This is a genomic window from Catenulispora yoronensis (assembly GCF_039531695.1).
In the GTDB taxonomy this organism is placed as follows: domain Bacteria; phylum Actinomycetota; class Actinomycetes; order Streptomycetales; family Catenulisporaceae; genus Catenulispora; species Catenulispora yoronensis.
On the sequence record NZ_BAAAQN010000021.1, the window covers coordinates 133664 to 151043 of the forward strand.

15 protein-coding genes and 2 pseudogenes are annotated in these 17380 nt (G+C 71.5%); 13 read left to right on the forward strand and 4 right to left on the reverse strand.

Going from position 1 to position 17380, the window contains the following annotated elements; genetic code table 11:
• Positions 1-6 precede the first annotated feature (6 nt).
• The gene (locus ABD481_RS19365; RefSeq protein ID WP_344667099.1) at positions 7-747 is read left to right on the forward strand and encodes an SDR family NAD(P)-dependent oxidoreductase; all 741 of its coding nucleotides are present in this window, start codon (positions 7-9) and stop codon (positions 745-747) included.
• 102 nt (positions 748-849) lie between these two features.
• Positions 850-2490 carry a purple acid phosphatase family protein gene (locus ABD481_RS19370; protein WP_344667100.1) on the forward strand — a complete coding sequence of 547 codons (1641 nt, stop codon included), beginning with the start codon at positions 850-852 and terminating at the stop codon, positions 2488-2490.
• A gap of 152 nt (positions 2491-2642) precedes the next feature.
• Here the strand turns inward: ABD481_RS19370 and ABD481_RS19375 are convergent, their stop codons facing one another.
• Both ABD481_RS19375 and ABD481_RS19380 read right to left on the reverse strand, forming a co-directional pair.
• The gene (locus tag ABD481_RS19375) at positions 2643-3794 is read right to left on the reverse strand and encodes an SPFH domain-containing protein (RefSeq protein ID WP_344667101.1); all 1152 of its coding nucleotides are present in this window, start codon (positions 3792-3794) and stop codon (positions 2643-2645) included.
• Between the two features lie 37 nt (positions 3795-3831).
• A complete protein-coding gene (locus tag ABD481_RS19380) occupies positions 3832-4083 on the reverse strand; it encodes a hypothetical protein (protein WP_425559218.1) in 252 nt (83 codons plus the stop codon).
• Positions 4084-4154: 71 nt separating this feature from the next.
• Between ABD481_RS19380 and ABD481_RS19385 the strand changes: the two genes are divergently transcribed.
• The 11 genes and pseudogenes from ABD481_RS19385 (at position 4155) to ABD481_RS19435 (ending at position 14369) form a co-directional block, all read left to right on the forward strand.
• On the forward strand, positions 4155-5429 hold the full coding sequence (locus ABD481_RS19385; protein ID WP_344667103.1) for an MFS transporter: 1275 nt from the start codon (positions 4155-4157) through the stop codon (positions 5427-5429).
• A complete protein-coding gene (locus ABD481_RS19390; protein ID WP_344667104.1) occupies positions 5426-6814 on the forward strand; it encodes an efflux RND transporter periplasmic adaptor subunit in 1389 nt (462 codons plus the stop codon). Before ABD481_RS19385 ends, ABD481_RS19390 begins: the two co-directional genes overlap by 4 nt.
• Before the next feature lie 4 nt (positions 6815-6818).
• Entirely contained in the window at positions 6819-7520 is a 702-nt protein-coding gene (locus ABD481_RS19395; RefSeq protein WP_344667105.1) for an ABC transporter ATP-binding protein, read from the forward strand.
• A complete protein-coding gene (locus ABD481_RS19400) occupies positions 7517-8701 on the forward strand; it encodes an ABC transporter permease (RefSeq protein ID WP_344667106.1) in 1185 nt (394 codons plus the stop codon). Before ABD481_RS19395 ends, ABD481_RS19400 begins: the two co-directional genes overlap by 4 nt.
• 67 nt (positions 8702-8768) lie before the next feature.
• Positions 8769-9572, forward strand: a complete 804-nt coding sequence (locus ABD481_RS19405) for a phosphatase (RefSeq protein ID WP_344667107.1) — start codon at positions 8769-8771, stop codon at positions 9570-9572.
• Positions 9573-9765: 193 nt separating this feature from the next.
• Complete coding sequence (locus tag ABD481_RS19410) at positions 9766-9990, forward strand: helix-turn-helix domain-containing protein (RefSeq protein WP_344660631.1); 225 nt, start codon at positions 9766-9768, stop codon at positions 9988-9990.
• A gap of 137 nt (positions 9991-10127) precedes the next feature.
• The gene (locus ABD481_RS19415; protein WP_015796886.1) at positions 10128-10229 is read left to right on the forward strand and encodes a 30S ribosomal protein bS22; all 102 of its coding nucleotides are present in this window, start codon (positions 10128-10130) and stop codon (positions 10227-10229) included.
• A gap of 26 nt (positions 10230-10255) precedes the next feature.
• Positions 10256-10939, forward strand: a pseudogene (locus tag ABD481_RS19420) (NAD-dependent epimerase/dehydratase family protein); the annotation flags it as partial.
• A 206-nt stretch (positions 10940-11145) separates the two neighbouring features.
• Positions 11146-12101: pseudogene (locus ABD481_RS19425) on the forward strand (lysophospholipid acyltransferase family protein).
• 400 nt (positions 12102-12501) lie between these two features.
• Complete coding sequence (locus tag ABD481_RS19430; RefSeq protein ID WP_344667110.1) at positions 12502-13173, forward strand: Crp/Fnr family transcriptional regulator; 672 nt, start codon at positions 12502-12504, stop codon at positions 13171-13173.
• Positions 13174-13526: 353 nt separating this feature from the next.
• Entirely contained in the window at positions 13527-14369 is an 843-nt protein-coding gene (locus ABD481_RS19435) for a hypothetical protein (RefSeq protein WP_344667111.1), read from the forward strand.
• A 272-nt stretch (positions 14370-14641) separates the two neighbouring features.
• Here the strand turns inward: ABD481_RS19435 and ABD481_RS19440 are convergent, their stop codons facing one another.
• Entirely contained in the window at positions 14642-15862 is a 1221-nt protein-coding gene (locus ABD481_RS19440) for a DUF5667 domain-containing protein (RefSeq protein WP_344667112.1), read from the reverse strand.
• A gap of 256 nt (positions 15863-16118) precedes the next feature.
• Positions 16119-16859 carry an ECF subfamily RNA polymerase sigma factor, BldN family gene (locus tag ABD481_RS19445; protein WP_344667117.1) on the reverse strand — a complete coding sequence of 247 codons (741 nt, stop codon included), beginning with the start codon at positions 16857-16859 and terminating at the stop codon, positions 16119-16121.
• Between the last annotated feature and the right edge of the window lie 521 nt (positions 16860-17380).

The following is a 17380-nucleotide window of genomic DNA, read 5'->3' on the forward strand; positions in this document are numbered from 1 at the left end:
CACGGCATGGGACAGATCGTCATCTCCGGCGGCGGCACCGGCATCGGCCTGGCCGCGGCCCGGCTGTTCGGCGCCGACGGGAACCGGGTGCACATCATCGGCCGGCGGCCGCACGTGGTCCAGGAGGCCGCCGCCGCGCTCAACACCGAATTCGGCGAGGACCGCGTGGTCGCGCACGCCGCCGACCTGACCGAGATCGCGGACGTGGAACGGGTGGCCGGCGCGGTCGCCGAGTCCGGCGATCCGGTCGACGTGCTCGTCAACAACGCCGGCGGCAACTTCGGCCGGGCCGGCCGGGACGCGGCCCTGACCGAGATCGCCGCCGACTACCGCGCCAACTTCGAAGGCAATGTCCTGACAGCGGTGCTGCTCACTCATGCCCTGATCCCGCAGCTGGCCCGGCCCGGCGGCGCCATCGTCTCGGTCAGCTCGATCGCGGCGGTCCGCGGCCCGGGCTCCTACGGCGGGGCCAAGGCGCAGCTGCACGCCGTCACCTTCGAATGGGCCGCCGCGCTGGCCGCCGACGGCATCCGGGCCACCGCGGTCGCCCCCGGCTTCACCGAGGAGACCGAGTTCTTCGGCGCGCGGATGAGCCCGGAGTTCCACGCCGGCCGCGTCGGACAGACCCTGCTGAAGAAGCCCGGCACCCCCGAGGAGATCGCCGAGGCGATCAAGTACCTCGCCGGCGCCACGAACGTCACTGGCGAGATCCTGCACATCAACGGCGGGGCGGCGCTGGGGCGGTAGTGGCCTGATTCACCCGGTCCGGCACCGGACCGGGTGAACCTTCCTTCGGCGCTCACCGCGTGTTCACCCACCGGTGTCAGCCTCCTGGCTAGCGTCGCGGCCATGACCGATCGGATGCCCGTCGACCGTCGTACCGCCCTGATCGCCGCCGAGCCCGCCGGCGCCGCTCTCGCCGCGTCCCCGCTGCTGGCCGCGCCCGCCGCGGCCGCCACCGAGCCGGAGTCCGCCACCGCCCGGACCGCGGCCGAGCCCTCCGCCCGACCGGCCGCGCCGGCCGGCGGCCCGCTGCTGCTGACCACCCCCGGGGCGCTGGGCGCGCCGCCGGTGGACGGCCTGCACCTGACCTTCGGCGCCGACCCGGCGCGGGAGATGTACGCGTCCTGGGCCACCGCCGGCCCGGTGCGGCGCCCGCGGGTCCGGTTCGGGACCCTCGACGGCGGCCACGGCGACGTCGTGTCCGCCGAGACCCGCACCTACATCGACGGCGCCTCCAACCGCGAGGTCTACGTCCACCACGCCCACATCAGCGGCCTGCGTCCGGACACCACCTACGTCTACAGCGCCCTGCACGACGGCGTCCTGCCGGACTCCGCCGCCTTCCGCACCGCGCCGACCGGCCGCCGGCCGTTCACCTTCACCAGCTTCGGCGACCAGGCCACCCCCGGCACCACCTGGACCGCGGGCACCGGCGGCGCGTTCACCGCGAGCGCGGGCACGCTGTCCTCGCCGTCCGCCGGCGACATCGTGGGCGGCGTGGAGCAGGTCGCGCCGCTGTTCCACCTGCTCAACGGCGACCTGTGCTACGCCAACATCAACCCCGACCGGCTGCGGACCTGGGACTCGTTCTTCCAGAACAACACCCGCTCGGCGCGCTTCCGGCCGTGGATGCCGGCCGCCGGCAACCACGAGAACGAGAAGGGCAACGGCCCGCTGGGCTTCTCGGCCTTCCAGACCCGCTTCGCGCTGCCGCCCAACGGCGACGACCCGGAGTTCGCGGGCCTGTGGTACGCCTTCACCGTCGGCTCGGTCCGCTTCGTGGTGCTGCAGAACGACGACGTCGCCCTCCAGGACGGCGGCGACAGCTACGTCAGCGGCTACAGCGCCGGCCGCCAGAAGGCCTGGCTGGAGCGCACGCTGAAGGCCGCCCGCCGCAGCCGCGACATCGACTGGATCGTCGTGTGCATGCACCAGGTGATGATCTCCAGCTCCGACGCCAACGGCGCCGACCTCGGCATCCGCGCGCAGTGGGGCCCGCTGTTCGACCAGTACGAGGTCGACCTGGTGGTCTGCGGCCACGAGCACGACTACGAGCGCTCGCACCCGGTGCGCGGCGTGGTCTCCGGCAGCGAGACCCTGACCCCGAACCCGGTCGCCACCGACACCTCCACCGTCGACACCTCCAAGGGCACCGTGCACATGGTGCTCGGCGGCGGCGGCACCTCCAGCCCGACCAACCAGAAGTTCTTCTCCGGCAGCAAGGCCAAGGTGCTGACGGCGGTCGGCGCGGTCGGCGCCAACGGCAAGAAGACCCCGACCTACGTCTTCGAGGACGCGCCCTGGATCGGCGTCCGCGACGAGAAGAACCCTTACGGCTTCGCCGCGTTCGACGTCGACCCGGGCACCCACGCCGGCGGCCAGACCCGGATCCACGTCACGTACTACGTGGTGGCCCAGCCGGACGGGAAGATCGCCCCGCTGGAGACCTTCACGCTGACCCGGAACCGGTCGGACCGGCATTCCTGATCCGGCGCCGAACCGACGCCGAGCCAGTGCCGATCCGGCGCTGATCCGCGGGTGACACGCACGACGGGGGGAGCCGGCCGCATCAGGGCCGGCTCCCCCCGTCGTTCCGTGAAGCGTTCCGTGAAGCGATCCGTGAGGCGCCGCTGGTGCGGCTACTTCCCGTTCTCGATCTGCACCCGCTCGACGACCTGCGGCTTGGGCCCTCCGGCGCCCTCCTTGCCGCTCTCCTCGCCGATCCCCTTCTTCACCGACTCCAGGATCGCCAGGCCCTGGCCGACCAGGCCGGCCGCGATCTCGGACAGCCCGTCGGCGCCGTTGAGCACGTTGATGTTGGCCCCGTTCAGGCCGGCCGCGGCCTTCTCCACGATCAGCGGCAGCTGGTCGATGATCATCCGGTCCAGGGCCACCCGGTCGTAGCTGGCGGCGGCCTCGGCCTGGATCCGCATCCGCTCGGCCTCGGCGGCGGCGGTGATCCGGACCCGCTCGGCCTCGGCCTGGGCCGGCTTGACCACCTCGGCGACCAGCTGCTGCTGCCGGAGCTCGGCGGCGCGCTCGGCCAGCTCGGTCTGGGCCATCAGCACCTCCTGCTGGGCCCGGGCCGCGGACAGCGGTCCGGCCTGCGCGGCCACCGCCTGGGCCTGGTCCACCTCGGCCTTGTAGCGGGCCTGCACGATCGCGGTCTGCCGGGCGTACTCGGCCTTGTTCCGCTCGGCCTCCTGCTGCGCCTCCACCGAGGCCTGGGTGGCCTGGGCCTGGGCGATCTGGGCCTGGCGCTGGATGGCGGCCTTGTGCGGGGCCGCCATGGCGTCGATGTAGCCGGTGTTCATGTCGTCGATGGACATGATCTGCAGCGAGTCCACGATCAGCCCGATCTTGGCCATCTCGGACTTGGAGGTGTCCAGCACCTCCTCGGCCAGCTTCTGGCGCTCGGTGACGATCTCCTCCACCGTCATCGAGCCGATGATGGAGCGCAGGTGGCCGGCGAAGATGCGGGCGCTCAGCGTGGACATCTGGTCCTGGTCGGACAGGAAGCGCTGGCCGGCGTTGACGATGCTCTCGGTGTCGTTCCCGACCTTGAAGGCGATCACCGCCTTGACCGTCAGCGAGATGCCCTGCTTGGTCACGCAGGTCTCGGAGACCTCCGCCTCCTGCATGGACAGCGTGAGGAAGCGGGTCTTGCGGAACACCGGGATCACGAACTTGCCGTGGCCGGTGACGACCCGGAACGGAGCCCCGCCCTGCCCCCGGCGGCCGCCGGAGATGAGCATGGCCTCGTCGGGCGCGGGGACCTTGTAGCCGAACATGGTGGTCAGCCTTCTTCCCGTGAGCTGAGATGGACGTTCACAGCCGGTCCAGGACGTCCAGCGGATCCTCGGGCTCGGGGAACGGGACCACGTCGACGGCACGCTCGCCGCGGGACTCCAGCACCAGGACTCGGGTGCCCTTCGCCAGCGGCTCCTGCGACCAGGCCAGGAAGGCCTCGCTCCCGCCGCGCACCTGCACCACCACCTCACCGGGCCCCCGCCGGCCGCGCGTCCCGACGTGGAGGACGCCCACGCACCCGATCACCGCGTCGTCTGGCACTTTCCGCACGTTACACCCGTCGGCCGGTCTGGACCACGCAACCCCTTTCCTTTGAAGATCACGTCGCCTACGCTGCCCGCATGCCAGTCTCAGCGCTGCCCGAGCTGACCCGGAACCGGGTCGCGACCTTTGTGTTCTTCGGAGTGCAGGGCTTCGCGTTCTCGCTGCTCACCTCCAAGGTGTCGGTGATCCAGACCCAGCTGGGCCTGTCCGACGGCACGCTGTCGATCCTGCTGGCCGTGGTGCCGGTGCTGGCCGGCGTGGGATCGGTGCTGGCCGGCACGGCGATGCGCTGGACCACCTCGGCGACGGTGCTGCGGATAGCCGAGCCGACGGTGATCGGCGTGCTCATCCTGGTGCCGCACACCCGGACCCTGTGGCAGGCGATGCCGATCCTGATGGTGTTCGGGCTGGCCGTCGGCGCCGCCGACGCCACCATGAACATGCAGGCCTGCGGGCTGGAACGGCGCTACGGCCGGTCGATCGTGCTGGCCTTCTTCGGGCTGTGGGCGGCCGGGGCGATCGTCGGCTCCTCGTGGGGCGCGCTGGGCTCGGCGCTCGGCGTGCACCTGAGCGTGATCTACCTGGTCGCGGCCGTCATCGGCATCGCCGCGACGCTGTACGCCGGGCCGATGCTGCTGAAGAACCTGCGCGACGAGACCATCGTCAAGGGCGCCGACGGGAAGCTGCCGTCCGTCCCGTGGCGGCCGATGCTGCTGCTGTGCGCGGTCATGACGCTCGCCTACATCGGCGAGTCCACCGTCACCAACGCCGGCAGCGTCTACCTGACCAAGGGCCTGGAGTCCTCCGACACCCTCGGCGGCCTGGTGGTCGGCGCCTACACCCTGGGCCAGGTGCTGGGGCGGCTGCGCGGCGACCTGCTGGTGCAGCGGTACGGGAGCGTGAAGGTGGTGCGGGCCGGCGCGGCGGTGTGCGCGCTCGGGTTCGTGATCGTGGTCACAGCCGTCGGCCCCTACATGGCGCTCGCCGGGTTCCTCATCGCCGGCGTCGGACTGTCGCCGCTGGTGCCGCAGGCCTTCACCACGGCGCACGCCAACGACCCGGCCGGATCGGGCATCGCGGTCGCCCGGATCAACGTCTTCAACTACCTCGGCTTCCTGCTGGGCGCGCCGCTGGTGACCACTTTGTGGGGCGCGGGCGTGTCCCACCGCGAGGGGATGGCGGTGCCGCTGGTGATGATCGCCCTGATCGTCCTGCTGGCGTTCGCCTTCGATCCGCGGCGGGTGCCCGGGGCCGGGCGGGGGTCCGGGCAGGGGTCCGGGACCGGCCCGGGCGCGGCTCGGGCGACCCCGGGCGTCGGCGGCGCGGAAACGGTACCTACATTGGGTTCGTGACCAAACAAGGCACGGTGTGGGCGGGGGCCCTTGTCAGTTCGCTCCTGATCGTCGGGCTCGCCGGATGCGGCGGCGACGCCGACTCCGGCATCACGCAGGCCGCCGTCGGCTACGGCCCGGTCGCCGAGATCGTCGAGGCCCCGGCGACTGTGACGCCCAAGGCGCAGATCACCGTCGACGCGGCCGCGTCCGGATCGGTCGCGCAGCTGCTGGTCTCCGACGGGCAGCACGTGGACGCCGGCCAGGCGCTGCTGCGGATCGACTCGCCGGAGGCCAAGGCCCAGCTGGACGCGGCGAAGGCGGCGGACGCGCAGGCAGCCTCACAGTCGAAGAACTCCTCCGGCGGGACGACGGTCGTGGACTTCACGCGGTCGCAGTCGCTCGCGGACTCGAACGCCAAGAAGGCCTTCGACGCCGCGCAGTCCACGGCGGACCAGATCGCCGATCCGGCGATCAAGGCCTCGATCCTGGAGCAGATCTCCAGCGCGCGCAGCGACTACGCGACTGCCTCCTCGGACGTGCGCAACACGATAGGGAACTTCAACAAGGGGTTCGCTTCGGTGTCGGACGTGCTCGGGTCACTGGGTGATGCGCAACGGACGCAGACGCAGGCGGCGGTGGCGATCGCGCAGAAGACCGTGGACTCGTTGACGATCAAGGCCTCCATAGCCGGCACGGTCTCGCTGCGGAGCGGGATCGGGGGAGGCGGCACCTCGGGCGTCGACGTCTCATCGCTGCTGTCGCAGCTCGGCGGGAACCTGGGGGCATTGGCCGGGGACGCCGGCGGTCTGGCGGCGGCCGCGGGAGGCAGCAGCGGGAGTTCCGGCAGCGGAACCGACACGGTGATCGCCCAGGGTTCGCCTGTGGACTCCGGCGCACCACTGCTTGTTCTCACGGACTCGTCCGCTTTGACGTTGACGGCGCAGGTGGACGAGACCGCGATCCTCAGAGTGGCGCCAGGCGTGACCGCGAACGTCCAACTCGACGCCGTTCCCGACGCGAACTACGCGGCGACGGTGCTGTCCGTCGACAGCCAGGGACAGTCGTCGAGCCGCGGCGGCGTCACCTATCGCGTGCGACTCTCTCTTCAGCCGGGAACGCTCGGCGACGGCTCCACGGCGCCTGTTCCACGCGCCGGTATGAGCGCCGTGGCCGATCTCAAGGTCGCCGACAGGCCACACGTGCTGAGCGTTCCGGCGGCGGCGGTCGTGCACGACGGCGACCAGGACATCGTGTGGCAGGTGACCTCAGGGGTCGTGCACCGCCACGTGGTGCGGCTCGGCGCGCAGGGCGACACCAACGTGGAGATCGCGTCCGGACTGAACGCCGGGGACATGATCGTGACCGCCGGGGCCGACAAGGTCCACGACGGACAGAAGCTCTGAAGCGATGGCGCCGGAGGCTGAGCCCGGACCAGCGCAGATCGTGGCTGATGGGATCACCAGGTCCTATCGCATGGAAGGCGTCTCTGTAGACGCGCTGCGCGGTGTCTCCCTGACCATCGAAGAAGGCGACTACGCGGCGATCATCGGGCCGTCGGGATCGGGGAAGTCGACGCTGATGCACCTGCTCGGCTGCCTGGACCGGCCCACCTCGGGGAAGCTGCTGATTCGCGGGCGTGACGTGTCCTCGCTGAACGACAGCGAGCTGGCGGAGCTCCGGAACCAGACGATCGGGTTCGTGTTCCAGGCCTTCCAGCTGCTGCCGCGGACCACCGCTATAGAGAACGTCGCGCTCCCGCTCGTCTATAGAGGAGTGCGGCGCGCAGAACGGAGAAAACGCGCGGCGGAAGCTCTGGAGGCAGTGAACCTCGGGCATCGGCTGACGCATAAGCCCACGCAGATGTCCGGCGGCGAACAGCAACGCGTCGCTATAGCGCGCGCATTGGTCGGAGAACCCGCGGTACTGCTCGCGGACGAGCCCACAGGGAACCTCGATTCAGTGAACGGGGACGAGGTGATGGCGATCCTTGAGCGGCTCAACAAGGACCGCGGCGTAGCAGTGGTGCTGGTGACCCACGAAGCCGAGATAGCGGCGCGCGCTCGACGGATCATCCGCGTGCGGGACGGACTCATCGAGGAAGCCGTATGAGGTTCACCGAGTCCTTCCGCGTCGCGCTCGACGCGTTGCGCGCCAACCGGTTGCGGTCGCTGCTGACGATGCTCGGCGTGGTGATCGGCGTCGCGGCGGTCGTCGTGCTGGTGGCCATCGGGGGCGGGGCCAAGCAGCTGGTCACCTCCGAGGTCGAGGGTCTGGGGTCGAACATCGTGTTCGTGGCCCCGGGCAAGTTCCAGATCGGCACCACACCGGCGCTCTCCCGGCTGCAGCTGTCCGACGCCGACTACCTGAACCGGGTGCTGGGCCGCCCGGACGCGGTGGCGGTCGCGCTGACCTCGGCCGAGACGCTGCGCGCCGGCACCAACACCTTCTACGCGACGGTGCAGGGCACGACCAGCAACGTCGTGGACGTCTTCGACCGGCCGGTGGAGAAGGGACGCTACGTCTCCAAGGCCGACATCTCCACGGCGCGGCGCGTCATCGTGCTGGGCCCGGACGCCGCGCACGCGCTCTTTCCGGGCGCCGACGCGGTGGGCCGCCAGGTGTCGATGGCCGGCGTCGAGTTCCGCGTGATCGGCGTGTTCAAGGCCAAGGGCGGCGCGTTCGGGGTCAGCCCGGACACCGAGGTCCACATCCCGGTGACCGCCGCGCAGCGGCTGTTCGGGATGCAGACGATCACCGGCTTCGCGACCAGGGCCGAGACGCCCGGCGACGTGGACGCCACCGGGGCGAAGATGGTCGACGCGCTGAAGCGGAAGTACCGCGGCGACGAGTTCACCGCGGTGTCGCAGACCGAGATCCTGGGCACCATCGGCCGGATCCTGTCGCTGCTGACCCTGGTGCTGGCCGCGATCGCCGGCATCTCGCTGCTCGTCGGCGGCGTCGGTGTGTCGAACATCATGCTGGTCTCGGTGCGGGAGCGGACGAAGGAGATCGGGCTGCGCAAAGCCCTCGGCGCGCGGCAGCGCGACATCCTCGCGCAGTTCCTCCTGGAGGCGGTGATGCTGACGAGTATCGGGGGCCTTATAGGAATCGGCCTGGGTGTCGGCGCCTCGTACACCCTGTCCGCGTTCTCGCCGCTGCCGGCGGTGCTGGCCTGGTGGTCGATCGCGCTCGCTTTCGGAGTCTCGGCCGCCGTCGGTGTTTTCTTCGGCGTCATGCCGGCGCGGCGTGCCGGAAAGCTGGATCCGGTAGTCGCACTGCGCACCGAGTAGGGACGGCCGCGCGAAGCGTCTTCCCAACAAGCGGTGGCGGACGGCGAGAGGGGCTAACTTCTTGTCCATGACCGCCGCCCCCACCCGCGACGAGCTTCGCGAGGACTTGCTCACGCACCGCATCGCCGGCGCCGTCGCGACGTCCCGCGAGGACAACCTGCGCAAGTACGCGATGTTCGCCGAGCGGGATCCGTATCACCTGTTCGGGCTGGAGCCGGAGCGGGTGTGGACCCTGGGCGACGTCGTGCGGCTGATGGCGGAGCGCGCGGGCGTGTCGGGCGACCCGAAGTACCGGTCCGGCCAGGACCACATCGACGTCGAGCTGACCCTGGACGCGCTGGACCGCTTCGCCGACCGGCTGGGCAAGGCCCGCGAGTCCCGGCAGCGGGTGCTGCTGGCGACCGGGCATCCCAGCACCCTGCTGGCCGTGCACCTGGCGTTCGCGGCGGCGCTGCGGGACGCCGGGTGCGAGGTGACCGAGGCCGGCGCGGGCTGGTCGTACCAGGCTTCGGCCCAGGTGGGGCGCAAGCGCAGGTCGATCGCCTACTTCGGGGGCGTGGGCGTGACCGCCGAGGGCGGCTCGCTGGTGCACACGCACTCGGCCCGGCCGATCCGCGCGGCGCTGGCCTCGCTGGCCGGCGACGGCTCGCCGCTGCCGGACCTGGTGGTCGCCGACCACGGCTGGTGCGGCGGCGCCGGTCAGGCCGGGATCGACGCGATCGGGTTCGCGGACTCCAACGATCCGGCCCTGTTCGCGGGCGAGGCCGAGGGCGTGGTGCAAGTGGCGGTGCCGCTCGATGATGGGATCGCGCCTCGGCACTACGCCGGACTCGTGGGATATGTGCTGACCCGGGCCGGGTTGGGCGGCTGACCGCCGTTCCCGGTGGCGGGCCCGACCTTCGGGGTTCTCCCAGGTCAGGGCCGGGATTCGCGGGCCGGTCGGCGAGCGCGGGACCCGTTTCGTCCCAGAAGTCACAGTCCGCAAATCACACGAATGCCGCATCCTCTTCCCCATATGTATCATCCACCCCTATCCTCATAACATGGCTTCTGAGATATCCGACATGCACGGGAGCGCTCGCACGGGCGGCGACGCCGCGCGGCTCTCCGAGGTCAAATTCCTCACGGTCGCCGAAGTCGCCCAGGTGATGAGGGTGTCCAAGATGACCGTGTACCGGCTGGTGCACAGCGGCGAACTGCCCGCGGTGCGCGTGGGACGGTCCTTCCGGGTGCCGGAGCAGGCCGTGCAGGAGTACCTGCGCGACGCTTATGTGGCGGACGGGATGTAGACCGGGTGGAGAGCGGTCGACGAGCCGGTTGCCGGTGGTGGGGGTCGTGCTCGGCGGCCGTTTGGTGGGGAGGGCTGATGACCAGGTACCCTGGGCCAGTCGCGAATCCCCGTCACAAGTGAGCGAGGGCACCTTCAGTGGGCTCAGTCATCAAGAAGCGCCGTAAGCGGATGGCCAAGAAGAAGCACCGTAAGCTGCTCAAGAAGACGCGTATCCAGCGTCGTAACAAGAAGAAGTAGCCGGCGCGCGGGGGGTTGGCCGCGCTATGGACGGTACGGGTCGGTCTCCGGCGGACGAGGGTCCGCGGCGGGGTCGGCGGGTGCTGGTCATCGGTGCGGACGGCCGTTTGGGGCGTTCCGTGGTGGAGGCACTGCGGGCGCAGGGTCCGGTGCGGTTCGTCGCGGGCGCGGACGGGGCTGACGCCTCGGGGTCGCCCGCCGTGGCGCGGTTGATCGCCGACGCCGATCCGGACACGGTCGTGCATCTGGGGCTGGAGCCCCGGCCGTCGCTGGCCGGTGGGCGGGCCGCCATGAAGGAACGCAACGTCATCGGCACCATGCAGCTGCTGGCCGCCTGCTCCAAGGCGCCCGGGCTGAAGCGGCTGGTCGTCAAGTCCAGCGGTGCCGTCTACGGCTGCGCGCCCCGGGATCCGGCGCTGTTCGGCGAGGACACGCCGCCGCACCAGCCGCCGACCTCCGGGTACGGCAAGGACGTCGCCGAGGCGGAGGGCTATGTGCGTGGGTTCGCCCGGCGCCGGCCGGACGTCGCGGTGTCGGTGCTGCGCTTCGCGCCCTTCGCCGGTCCGGGTGTGGCCTCCCCGTTGCTGGACTACCTCACCATGCCCGTGGTCCCCACGGTGCTGGGCTACGACCCGCGCCTGCAGTTCGTCCACATCGACGACGCGGTGCGGGCGCTGGTGCTGGCCGCCGTCGGGGCGCATCCGGGCACCTACAACGTCGCCGGGGACGGCGCCATGCTGCTGTCGCAGATCACCCGGCGGCTCGGGCGGCCGAGCTTCCCGGTGGTGTCCTTCGGATCGGGCTTCTTCGGCGCGTTGATACGGCGGGCCGGCATCGCCGACTTCACCCCGGACCAGGTGGCCCTGGTGCGCTACGGGCGGGTCCTGGACACCGCCCGGCTCAAGACGCGGCTGGGCTGGGAGCCGGAGCACACCACCGCGCAGGCGCTGCGCGCGCACGCCGAGGCGGTGGGTCTGACCCCGGTGGTGCCCGGCTGGACGAAGGGGTACTGAGGTGGGCGAGGCGGCGCCGGGAGGCTGGGAGGACAAGGCCGCGCGGGGTCTGGCGTTCCTGCGGCGGCGGCTGAACGGCGAGTACGAGGTGGACGAGTTCGGCTTCGACCCGGACCTGAACGACTCGGTGCTGATGAACGTGCTGCGCCCGCTGTACGAGAAGTACTTCCGGGTCGAGGTCTCCGGGATCGAGAACGTGCCGGCCGACGGCGGCGCGCTGATCGTCGCCAACCACTCCGGCACCGTGCCGGTGGACGCGCTGATGACCCAGGTCGCGCTGCTGGACCACCACCCGGCGCGGCGGCACCTGCGGATGCTGGCCGCCGACCTGGTCTTCACGCTGCCCTTCGTCGGCGAGCTGTCCCGCAAGATGGGGCACACCCTGGCCTGCAACCCGGACGCCGAGCGGCTGCTGCGCGGCGGCGAGGTGGTGGCGGTGTTCCCGGAGGGCTTCAAGGGCGTCGGCAAGCCGTTCTCGCAGCGGTACCGGCTGCAGCGCTTCGGGCGCGGCGGCTTCGTCTCGGCGGCGCTGCGCACCGGCGTGCCGATCGTCCCGGTGTCGATCGTCGGGGCCGAGGAGATCTATCCCAAGCTCGCCGACCTCAAGCCGCTGGCTCGGCTGCTGGGGCTGCCGTACTTCCCGATCACCCCGACCTTCCCGCTGCTCGGGCCGCTGGGCCTGGTGCCGCTGCCGACGAAGTGGCACATCGCCTTCGGCGAGCCGATCCCGACCACCGGCTACGAGCCCGGGGCCGCCGACGACCCGATGCTGGTGTTCGACCTCACCGACCGGGTCCGCGAGACCATCCAGGACACCCTCTACCAGCTGCTGCTCCAGCGCCGCTCGGTGTTCTTCTGAGCCGGCCCGGGGTTTCCCGGGGCCCGGCGCCAGATCGGAGTATCCCTCACTAGCCGAAGTGACCGGCGTCATACTCCCCATCCCTATCAGATGACGTGGAAGCCGCTCGCGGGAAAGTCGACGATAGTTCCCGTCGCGCCTGCGGAGGGGGGAGATCCGGGTCCGCCGGGCGGTCGACAGTCGTCACAAGGGGTGCGAGCCCTTGGTGGCGGCGCGGCTGCCGGGGACGGTGACGCGGGGGGAGCTGCGGGCGCGGCTGGGGGTGGGGAAAACGGGGGACAGCGGGGGAACACGGGGGACATCGGGCTCCGCGGGGGACGGCGGGGCCACGGGGGGCTCCGTTGCCCACCGGGGGGGTCGAGCTTTGCGTGAGGGCGGGGCTCGGTTATCTTCCGAGGATATGGCGCGTGACGACGGTTGGCGGTTCTGGGATCTGCTCGACGCTATGGCAGCCGAGGAGATCCGGTCACGTTCGGTCTACCAGGCCTTCCGCGCCGGCGACTCGCTGACCGGGGAGGGTGAGGACACGCACCGCGTGTTCTTCATCCAAGCCGGGTGGGTCTCGGTCATCCAGCACAGCTCGGCCGGGGCCACCCGGATCCTGGCCGTCCGCGGTCCCGGCGACGTCGTCGGGGAGCTCGCCAGCCTGTCCGACCGGCCGCGCAGCGCCACCGTGAAGGCCCGCAGCACCGTCGAGGCCCGCGGGATGAGCGGCGAGGCCTTCATGGACCTCGCCGAGCGCACGCCGTCCATCGCCCGGGCCCTGTTCCGGATCCTCGCCGACCGGCTGCACGACGCCGACCGCCACCGCACCCAGCTGCACGGCTCGGTCGCCCTCGGGGCGGTCGCCGACAAGCTGCTGGAGATCCACTCCTACGCCGGCCCCGGGCCGGACCGCCCGGTGTTCACCCAGGAGGAGATCGCCTGCTGGGCCGGCGTCAGCGTGCCGGCGCTGGCGCGTTCGCTGCGCACCCTGCGCGAGGCCGGCGTGATCCGCAGCGCCCGGCAGCGGATCATCGTGCTCGACGAGAAGGCCCTGGCCGGGATAGCCCACGACGGCCGGATGCGCTGAGCGGCGCCGGCCGGACACCCCCTTCGCGAACACCTCCGGGAAGTCCCCAGCGGACCCCCGCGAAAACCCGTTTTTGTGGGTGCCCGCCGATACGGTAAATGGTGAACGGATCCGCGAACGCACCGGTGAAATGCCGGTGCGGAACTCTTGCGCATCGGAGTATCTTGCGATACATGTCGGGGGGCACGGAGGGTCACTATCAAGGACCTGTTCTCATGAATCCGTCGCTGGAACCGCGTAGTCGCGCAGGTAGGACGCCACGCCGCTTCCACGGACGGGATGCACTGCCGCTCAGCCACCACTCACTTCCCCAGCCCGTCGGAAATCTACCCACCCACCGGTCGATCGTCGTCGTGGACGTGGTCTCGTTCACGCGGCCGGACAGGGACAACGTCGATCAGCTCGCTATTCGCGACGCGCTTTACGCCACCCTGCGCGACGCATTCGAGGATTCCGGAATCCCGTGGCGGCAGACCGTGCGGGAGGACCGCGGCGACGGCGTGCTGATCTTCGTCTCCGCGGACGTCTCCAAGGTCCTGCTGCTCGGCAAGCTGCCCTCCCGGCTCGGCGAGTTGCTGGACCGGGGCAACGCCCAGCGGGCGCCGCGCCAGCGGTTCCGGCTGCGGGTCGCGGTGCACGCCGGCGAGGTGCACCACGACGCGCACGGCTACGCCGGCTACGACGTCAACCTGGCCTTCCGCCTGGTGGACGCCCAGCCGCTGCGCGCGGCGATGGCCGGCAACCAGGCACCGGTCGGCCTGATCGTGTCCGAGGGCGTGCACGACGGGGTGCTGCGCCACCGCTACGGCGGCCTGGACCCGGCGGCCTACGAACGGGTCCGGGTCCAGGTCAAGACCGCGGACGTGGCCGGCTGGATCCGCGTGGTGGCCGGGCCGGCGCCGGGCCCGGCGCCGCGCCGGGCGGCGGTGGTGCTGCCGGCGCCGGCCCGGACCGACCCGGCCGAGCCCGCCGACGGCGCCGGCCCGGGCGGCACCCGCGCCGGGGTCGCCCCCGGCGCCGAGCCGGTCGGCCCGGTCGCGGTACTGCTCGCCGACGAGGCCTCGCTGATCGACGAACTGGCCGGCCTCGGCGTCCGCACCGTGGTGCTGGTCGGCGGCGCCGCCGGCCTGGCGCAGATCCTCACGCCGATAGCCGCCCGGGAGCCGATCTACATCGAGCACGAGTTCATCGAGTAGCCGGAGGCCGGACGGAGCGGATCGAGCGGACGAAGCAGACGGAGACGGCCGAGCGGCCGGGTGCCCCCATCGCACCCGGCCGCTCGGCCGTTTCTCGCTGGTACCGCCGTCGGACCGGACCGGATAGACCCGGACCGAATCAGATCGGACAGACCCGGACCGAACCCTGATCCGACTCCCGGACCGGACTCCGATCCGATATCCGATCCGGGTCCGGGCCCGAACCCGACCGAAACCGATCGAACCCTGATCCGCTCCCGCCCCGCCCCCACTCAGTTCGGGTTCGGATCCGTGTTCGGCGGCGTGCTGCCCGGCGTGGTCGGCCCGGTGGCCGGGGCCGTGTCGCCGAGGGTGATCCCGATCGGCGGGAGTCCGCTGATCAGCGACGGCAGGGTGACCGTGGTGCCCGAGGAGCCGAGCGGCACCTGGACGTGCAGCGCGGAGGACGGGTCGCTGCTCGGCGTGCCCGGTGTGGTGCCGGTCGGCTGCTCGTCCGACGCGGCGCCGGTCGGCGCCCCGGCGGTCGGCGGGCGCTGGCCGTCCGGGGCCCGGGAGCTGCTCGTGCCGGTCGGGGCCGGCGTCGTCGGCGGGCCCGCCTGGTCCGGGTGCCGCGCCGAGGAGGAGCTCCCGGTCGTCGGGTGCTGCGTCGCGGCCCGCTGCTTGTCCAGGTTCGCGTGCGCCGCGGCCATCCGGGCGCCGAGGGAGTCCATCAGCGCCGCCAGCCGGCGGGCCTTGTCCTGGCTGTCCGGCGCCAGCAGCGTCTCCAGGTCCACCACCTGCGGCTGGTAGGCGGTCAGGAAGTTCTGGAGGTTCGCCAGCGCCTCGGCGTCCCCGGCCTCGGCCAGCGGCGCCAGCAGCCCGCCGGCGCTGTCCACGTCCTTGTACAGGTTGTCCATGGTCTCGTCGATCAGCTTGCTGGTGTCGGACCCGTCGACGTTGGAGTCGTGCCGGCCCTGCAGCTTGTGCACCTCGGCCAGCCGGGTCTTGGCCTGCCCCAGGTACTGCTCGCCGCGCTCCAGGTCCGAGCCGGACACCGAGACCCGCATGTTCTCCAGGCTGCGCTTGACCCCGTACAGCGGATCGCCCGGCAGCGCCGAGGAGGCCGCCCAGGCCACGCCGCCGATCCCGCCGGAGAGCACCCCGACCGCGACCCCGCCGCCGATAAGCCGCCGCCGCCACGGCGAGCGGCCGCGCACCAGCACGTCGCCGCCGGGCCCGGTTCCGGGCGTGTCGGCGTCGAACAGCACCAGGAACTCGCGGTGCAGACGCGCGCCGAGCTGCTCCTTGAACTCCGGGCGCACCACCGGGCCGCGGAACCGGCCCTCGTCGATGACGCTCGCGACCACGCGCAGCATCAGCGCGGTCTCCGGATCGGCCGCCTGCGGCGGGACGAGCGTCGCGACCCCCGCGCCGCCGTCCTGCGGGCCGTCGAGGCCGTCGAGCAGTCTGGCGAACTGCTCGGCCCGCTGGCGCTCGCCGAATCCTGCGGCCATGTGTCATCCCTTCCTGTTCCCGCGTGCGGGAGCCCACCCCTTCGCCGGCGGCGCCCCCACCGCGCGGTGCCACGACACCGACGCATTGTTAGACACCGACAGACGACAAAGGTTGTGCCCCCGGCTTGCACCGGCATGGCTTTCGGGCCCTGATTCACCCGTCAGAGTGAGTTGTTGGACCGCTATATGGAAAACGAGCGGCCCAGTTTGCGGGTTACGGCGTGTCCCGCATACGGGTGGTGCGGGTTTACCGGTATTAGAGCGACTCCGCAGGCAGCAGGCGTGCCAGGGTGCGTACCGCCCGGTACTGCAAGGTCTTGATGGCGCCTTCGTTCTTGCCCATGATGTCGGCGGTCTCGGCGACCGACAAGCCCTGCAGGAATCGCAGCGTGACACATTCCCGCTGCTGGTCGTTGAGCCGGTGCACGGCTTCCAGCAGGGCCTCGTTGGACAGGTGCTCCAGCACCGACTCCTCCGGGGAGGCCTCGACCTCGTTGGAGTCGAGCATCTCGCCGGTGGAGACCTCCATCCGGTGCCGGCTGGACTTGAAGTGGTCGGCGACCAGGTTGCGGGCGATGGTGACCAGCCAGGCCCCGAAGTCCCGGCCCTGCCAGCTGAAGGTGGTGATGCGGCGCAGCGCGCGCACGAAGGTCTCGCTGGTCAGGTCCTCGGCCAGGGCGCGGGTGGAGACCCGGTAGTAGATGTACCGGAAGACGGTGTCGCAGTAGATCCGGTAGAGCTCGCCGAAGGCGTCGGCGCTGCCCTCCTGGGCCAGCCGCACCAGGTGCACCATGGCCTCGGACTCGCCGTCCCCGGCGACCGGGCCGCCGGCCCGGTCCGGGGTGCCGGAGCCGCCGCGCGCGGAGCCGCCCGCGGCGCGGTTCGCGGCGTGCGCGCCGCCGCGCCCCGGGCCCTCCCCGGCCACCGCGCGGATGGCCTCGCGCAGCATGAGCAGGCCGCGCTCCTGGCGGTCCAGCAGCGGCGCCGGCATCGGCATGGGCACGTGCGTGGAGAGCACCTGTGTGGACAGCGCGCCGGTGGTGGCGAACGGATCGCCCCCCACCTTCGCGCTGTAGCCGTTGAGTCCGTAGTCGTCCCGGTACACGTGTCTCCCGTGGCTCGGTTCTATAGCGGTCCGATTGCTCGTGAGAAGCCTGTCGGTTGCAGAGTGTTCCGCCTCGATCACCGATCGTAGGGTTCCCCATCGTACGGAATGAAGGTGGACCCGTGCGGGTGATTCCGGCTATTACACCCTGAGGAAACATCCGCACGGAGAGGAAGTCCGGTCGAGGTCCGCTGTGTGGACGACGTATGTCCGCAGGACTTTAGAGGACTTCCCGGCACCTCCCCAGCGATTCGCGGGGGACTTCCGGAAGGTTGAACGCGTCTTTGCCTATATGCACGCAGTGAATTCGGACGGTCGCATTCAGTCGCGATCCCCGGCCCAGTGCGCGGCGGCCGCGGCCGCGCCGGCCGCCACCGCGCCGACCGCCGCGGCGGCCCCGGCCACCGGCAGGC

What these genes read in the sequence shown, in the direction of transcription:
- ABD481_RS19375 (WP_344667101.1), bottom strand. Translation starts at nt 3,794, where the DNA reads ATGTTCGGCTACAAGGTCCCCGCGCCCGACGAGGCCATGCTCATCTCC.
- ABD481_RS19400 (WP_344667106.1), top strand. Translation starts at nt 7,517, where the DNA reads ATGAGGTTCACCGAGTCCTTCCGCGTCGCGCTCGACGCGTTGCGCGCC.
- ABD481_RS19445 (WP_344667117.1), bottom strand. Translation starts at nt 16,859, where the DNA reads ATGCCGATGCCGGCGCCGCTGCTGGACCGCCAGGAGCGCGGCCTGCTC.
- ABD481_RS19395 (WP_344667105.1), top strand. Translation starts at nt 6,819, where the DNA reads ATGGCGCCGGAGGCTGAGCCCGGACCAGCGCAGATCGTGGCTGATGGG.
- ABD481_RS19440 (WP_344667112.1), bottom strand. Translation starts at nt 15,862, where the DNA reads ATGGCCGCAGGATTCGGCGAGCGCCAGCGGGCCGAGCAGTTCGCCAGA.
- ABD481_RS19430 (WP_344667110.1), top strand. Translation starts at nt 12,502, where the DNA reads ATGGCGCGTGACGACGGTTGGCGGTTCTGGGATCTGCTCGACGCTATG.
- ABD481_RS19385 (WP_344667103.1), top strand. Translation starts at nt 4,155, where the DNA reads ATGCCAGTCTCAGCGCTGCCCGAGCTGACCCGGAACCGGGTCGCGACC.
- ABD481_RS19370 (WP_344667100.1), top strand. Translation starts at nt 850, where the DNA reads ATGACCGATCGGATGCCCGTCGACCGTCGTACCGCCCTGATCGCCGCC.
- ABD481_RS19365 (WP_344667099.1), top strand. Translation starts at nt 7, where the DNA reads ATGGGACAGATCGTCATCTCCGGCGGCGGCACCGGCATCGGCCTGGCC.
- ABD481_RS19405 (WP_344667107.1), top strand. Translation starts at nt 8,769, where the DNA reads ATGACCGCCGCCCCCACCCGCGACGAGCTTCGCGAGGACTTGCTCACG.
- ABD481_RS19410 (WP_344660631.1), top strand. Translation starts at nt 9,766, where the DNA reads ATGCACGGGAGCGCTCGCACGGGCGGCGACGCCGCGCGGCTCTCCGAG.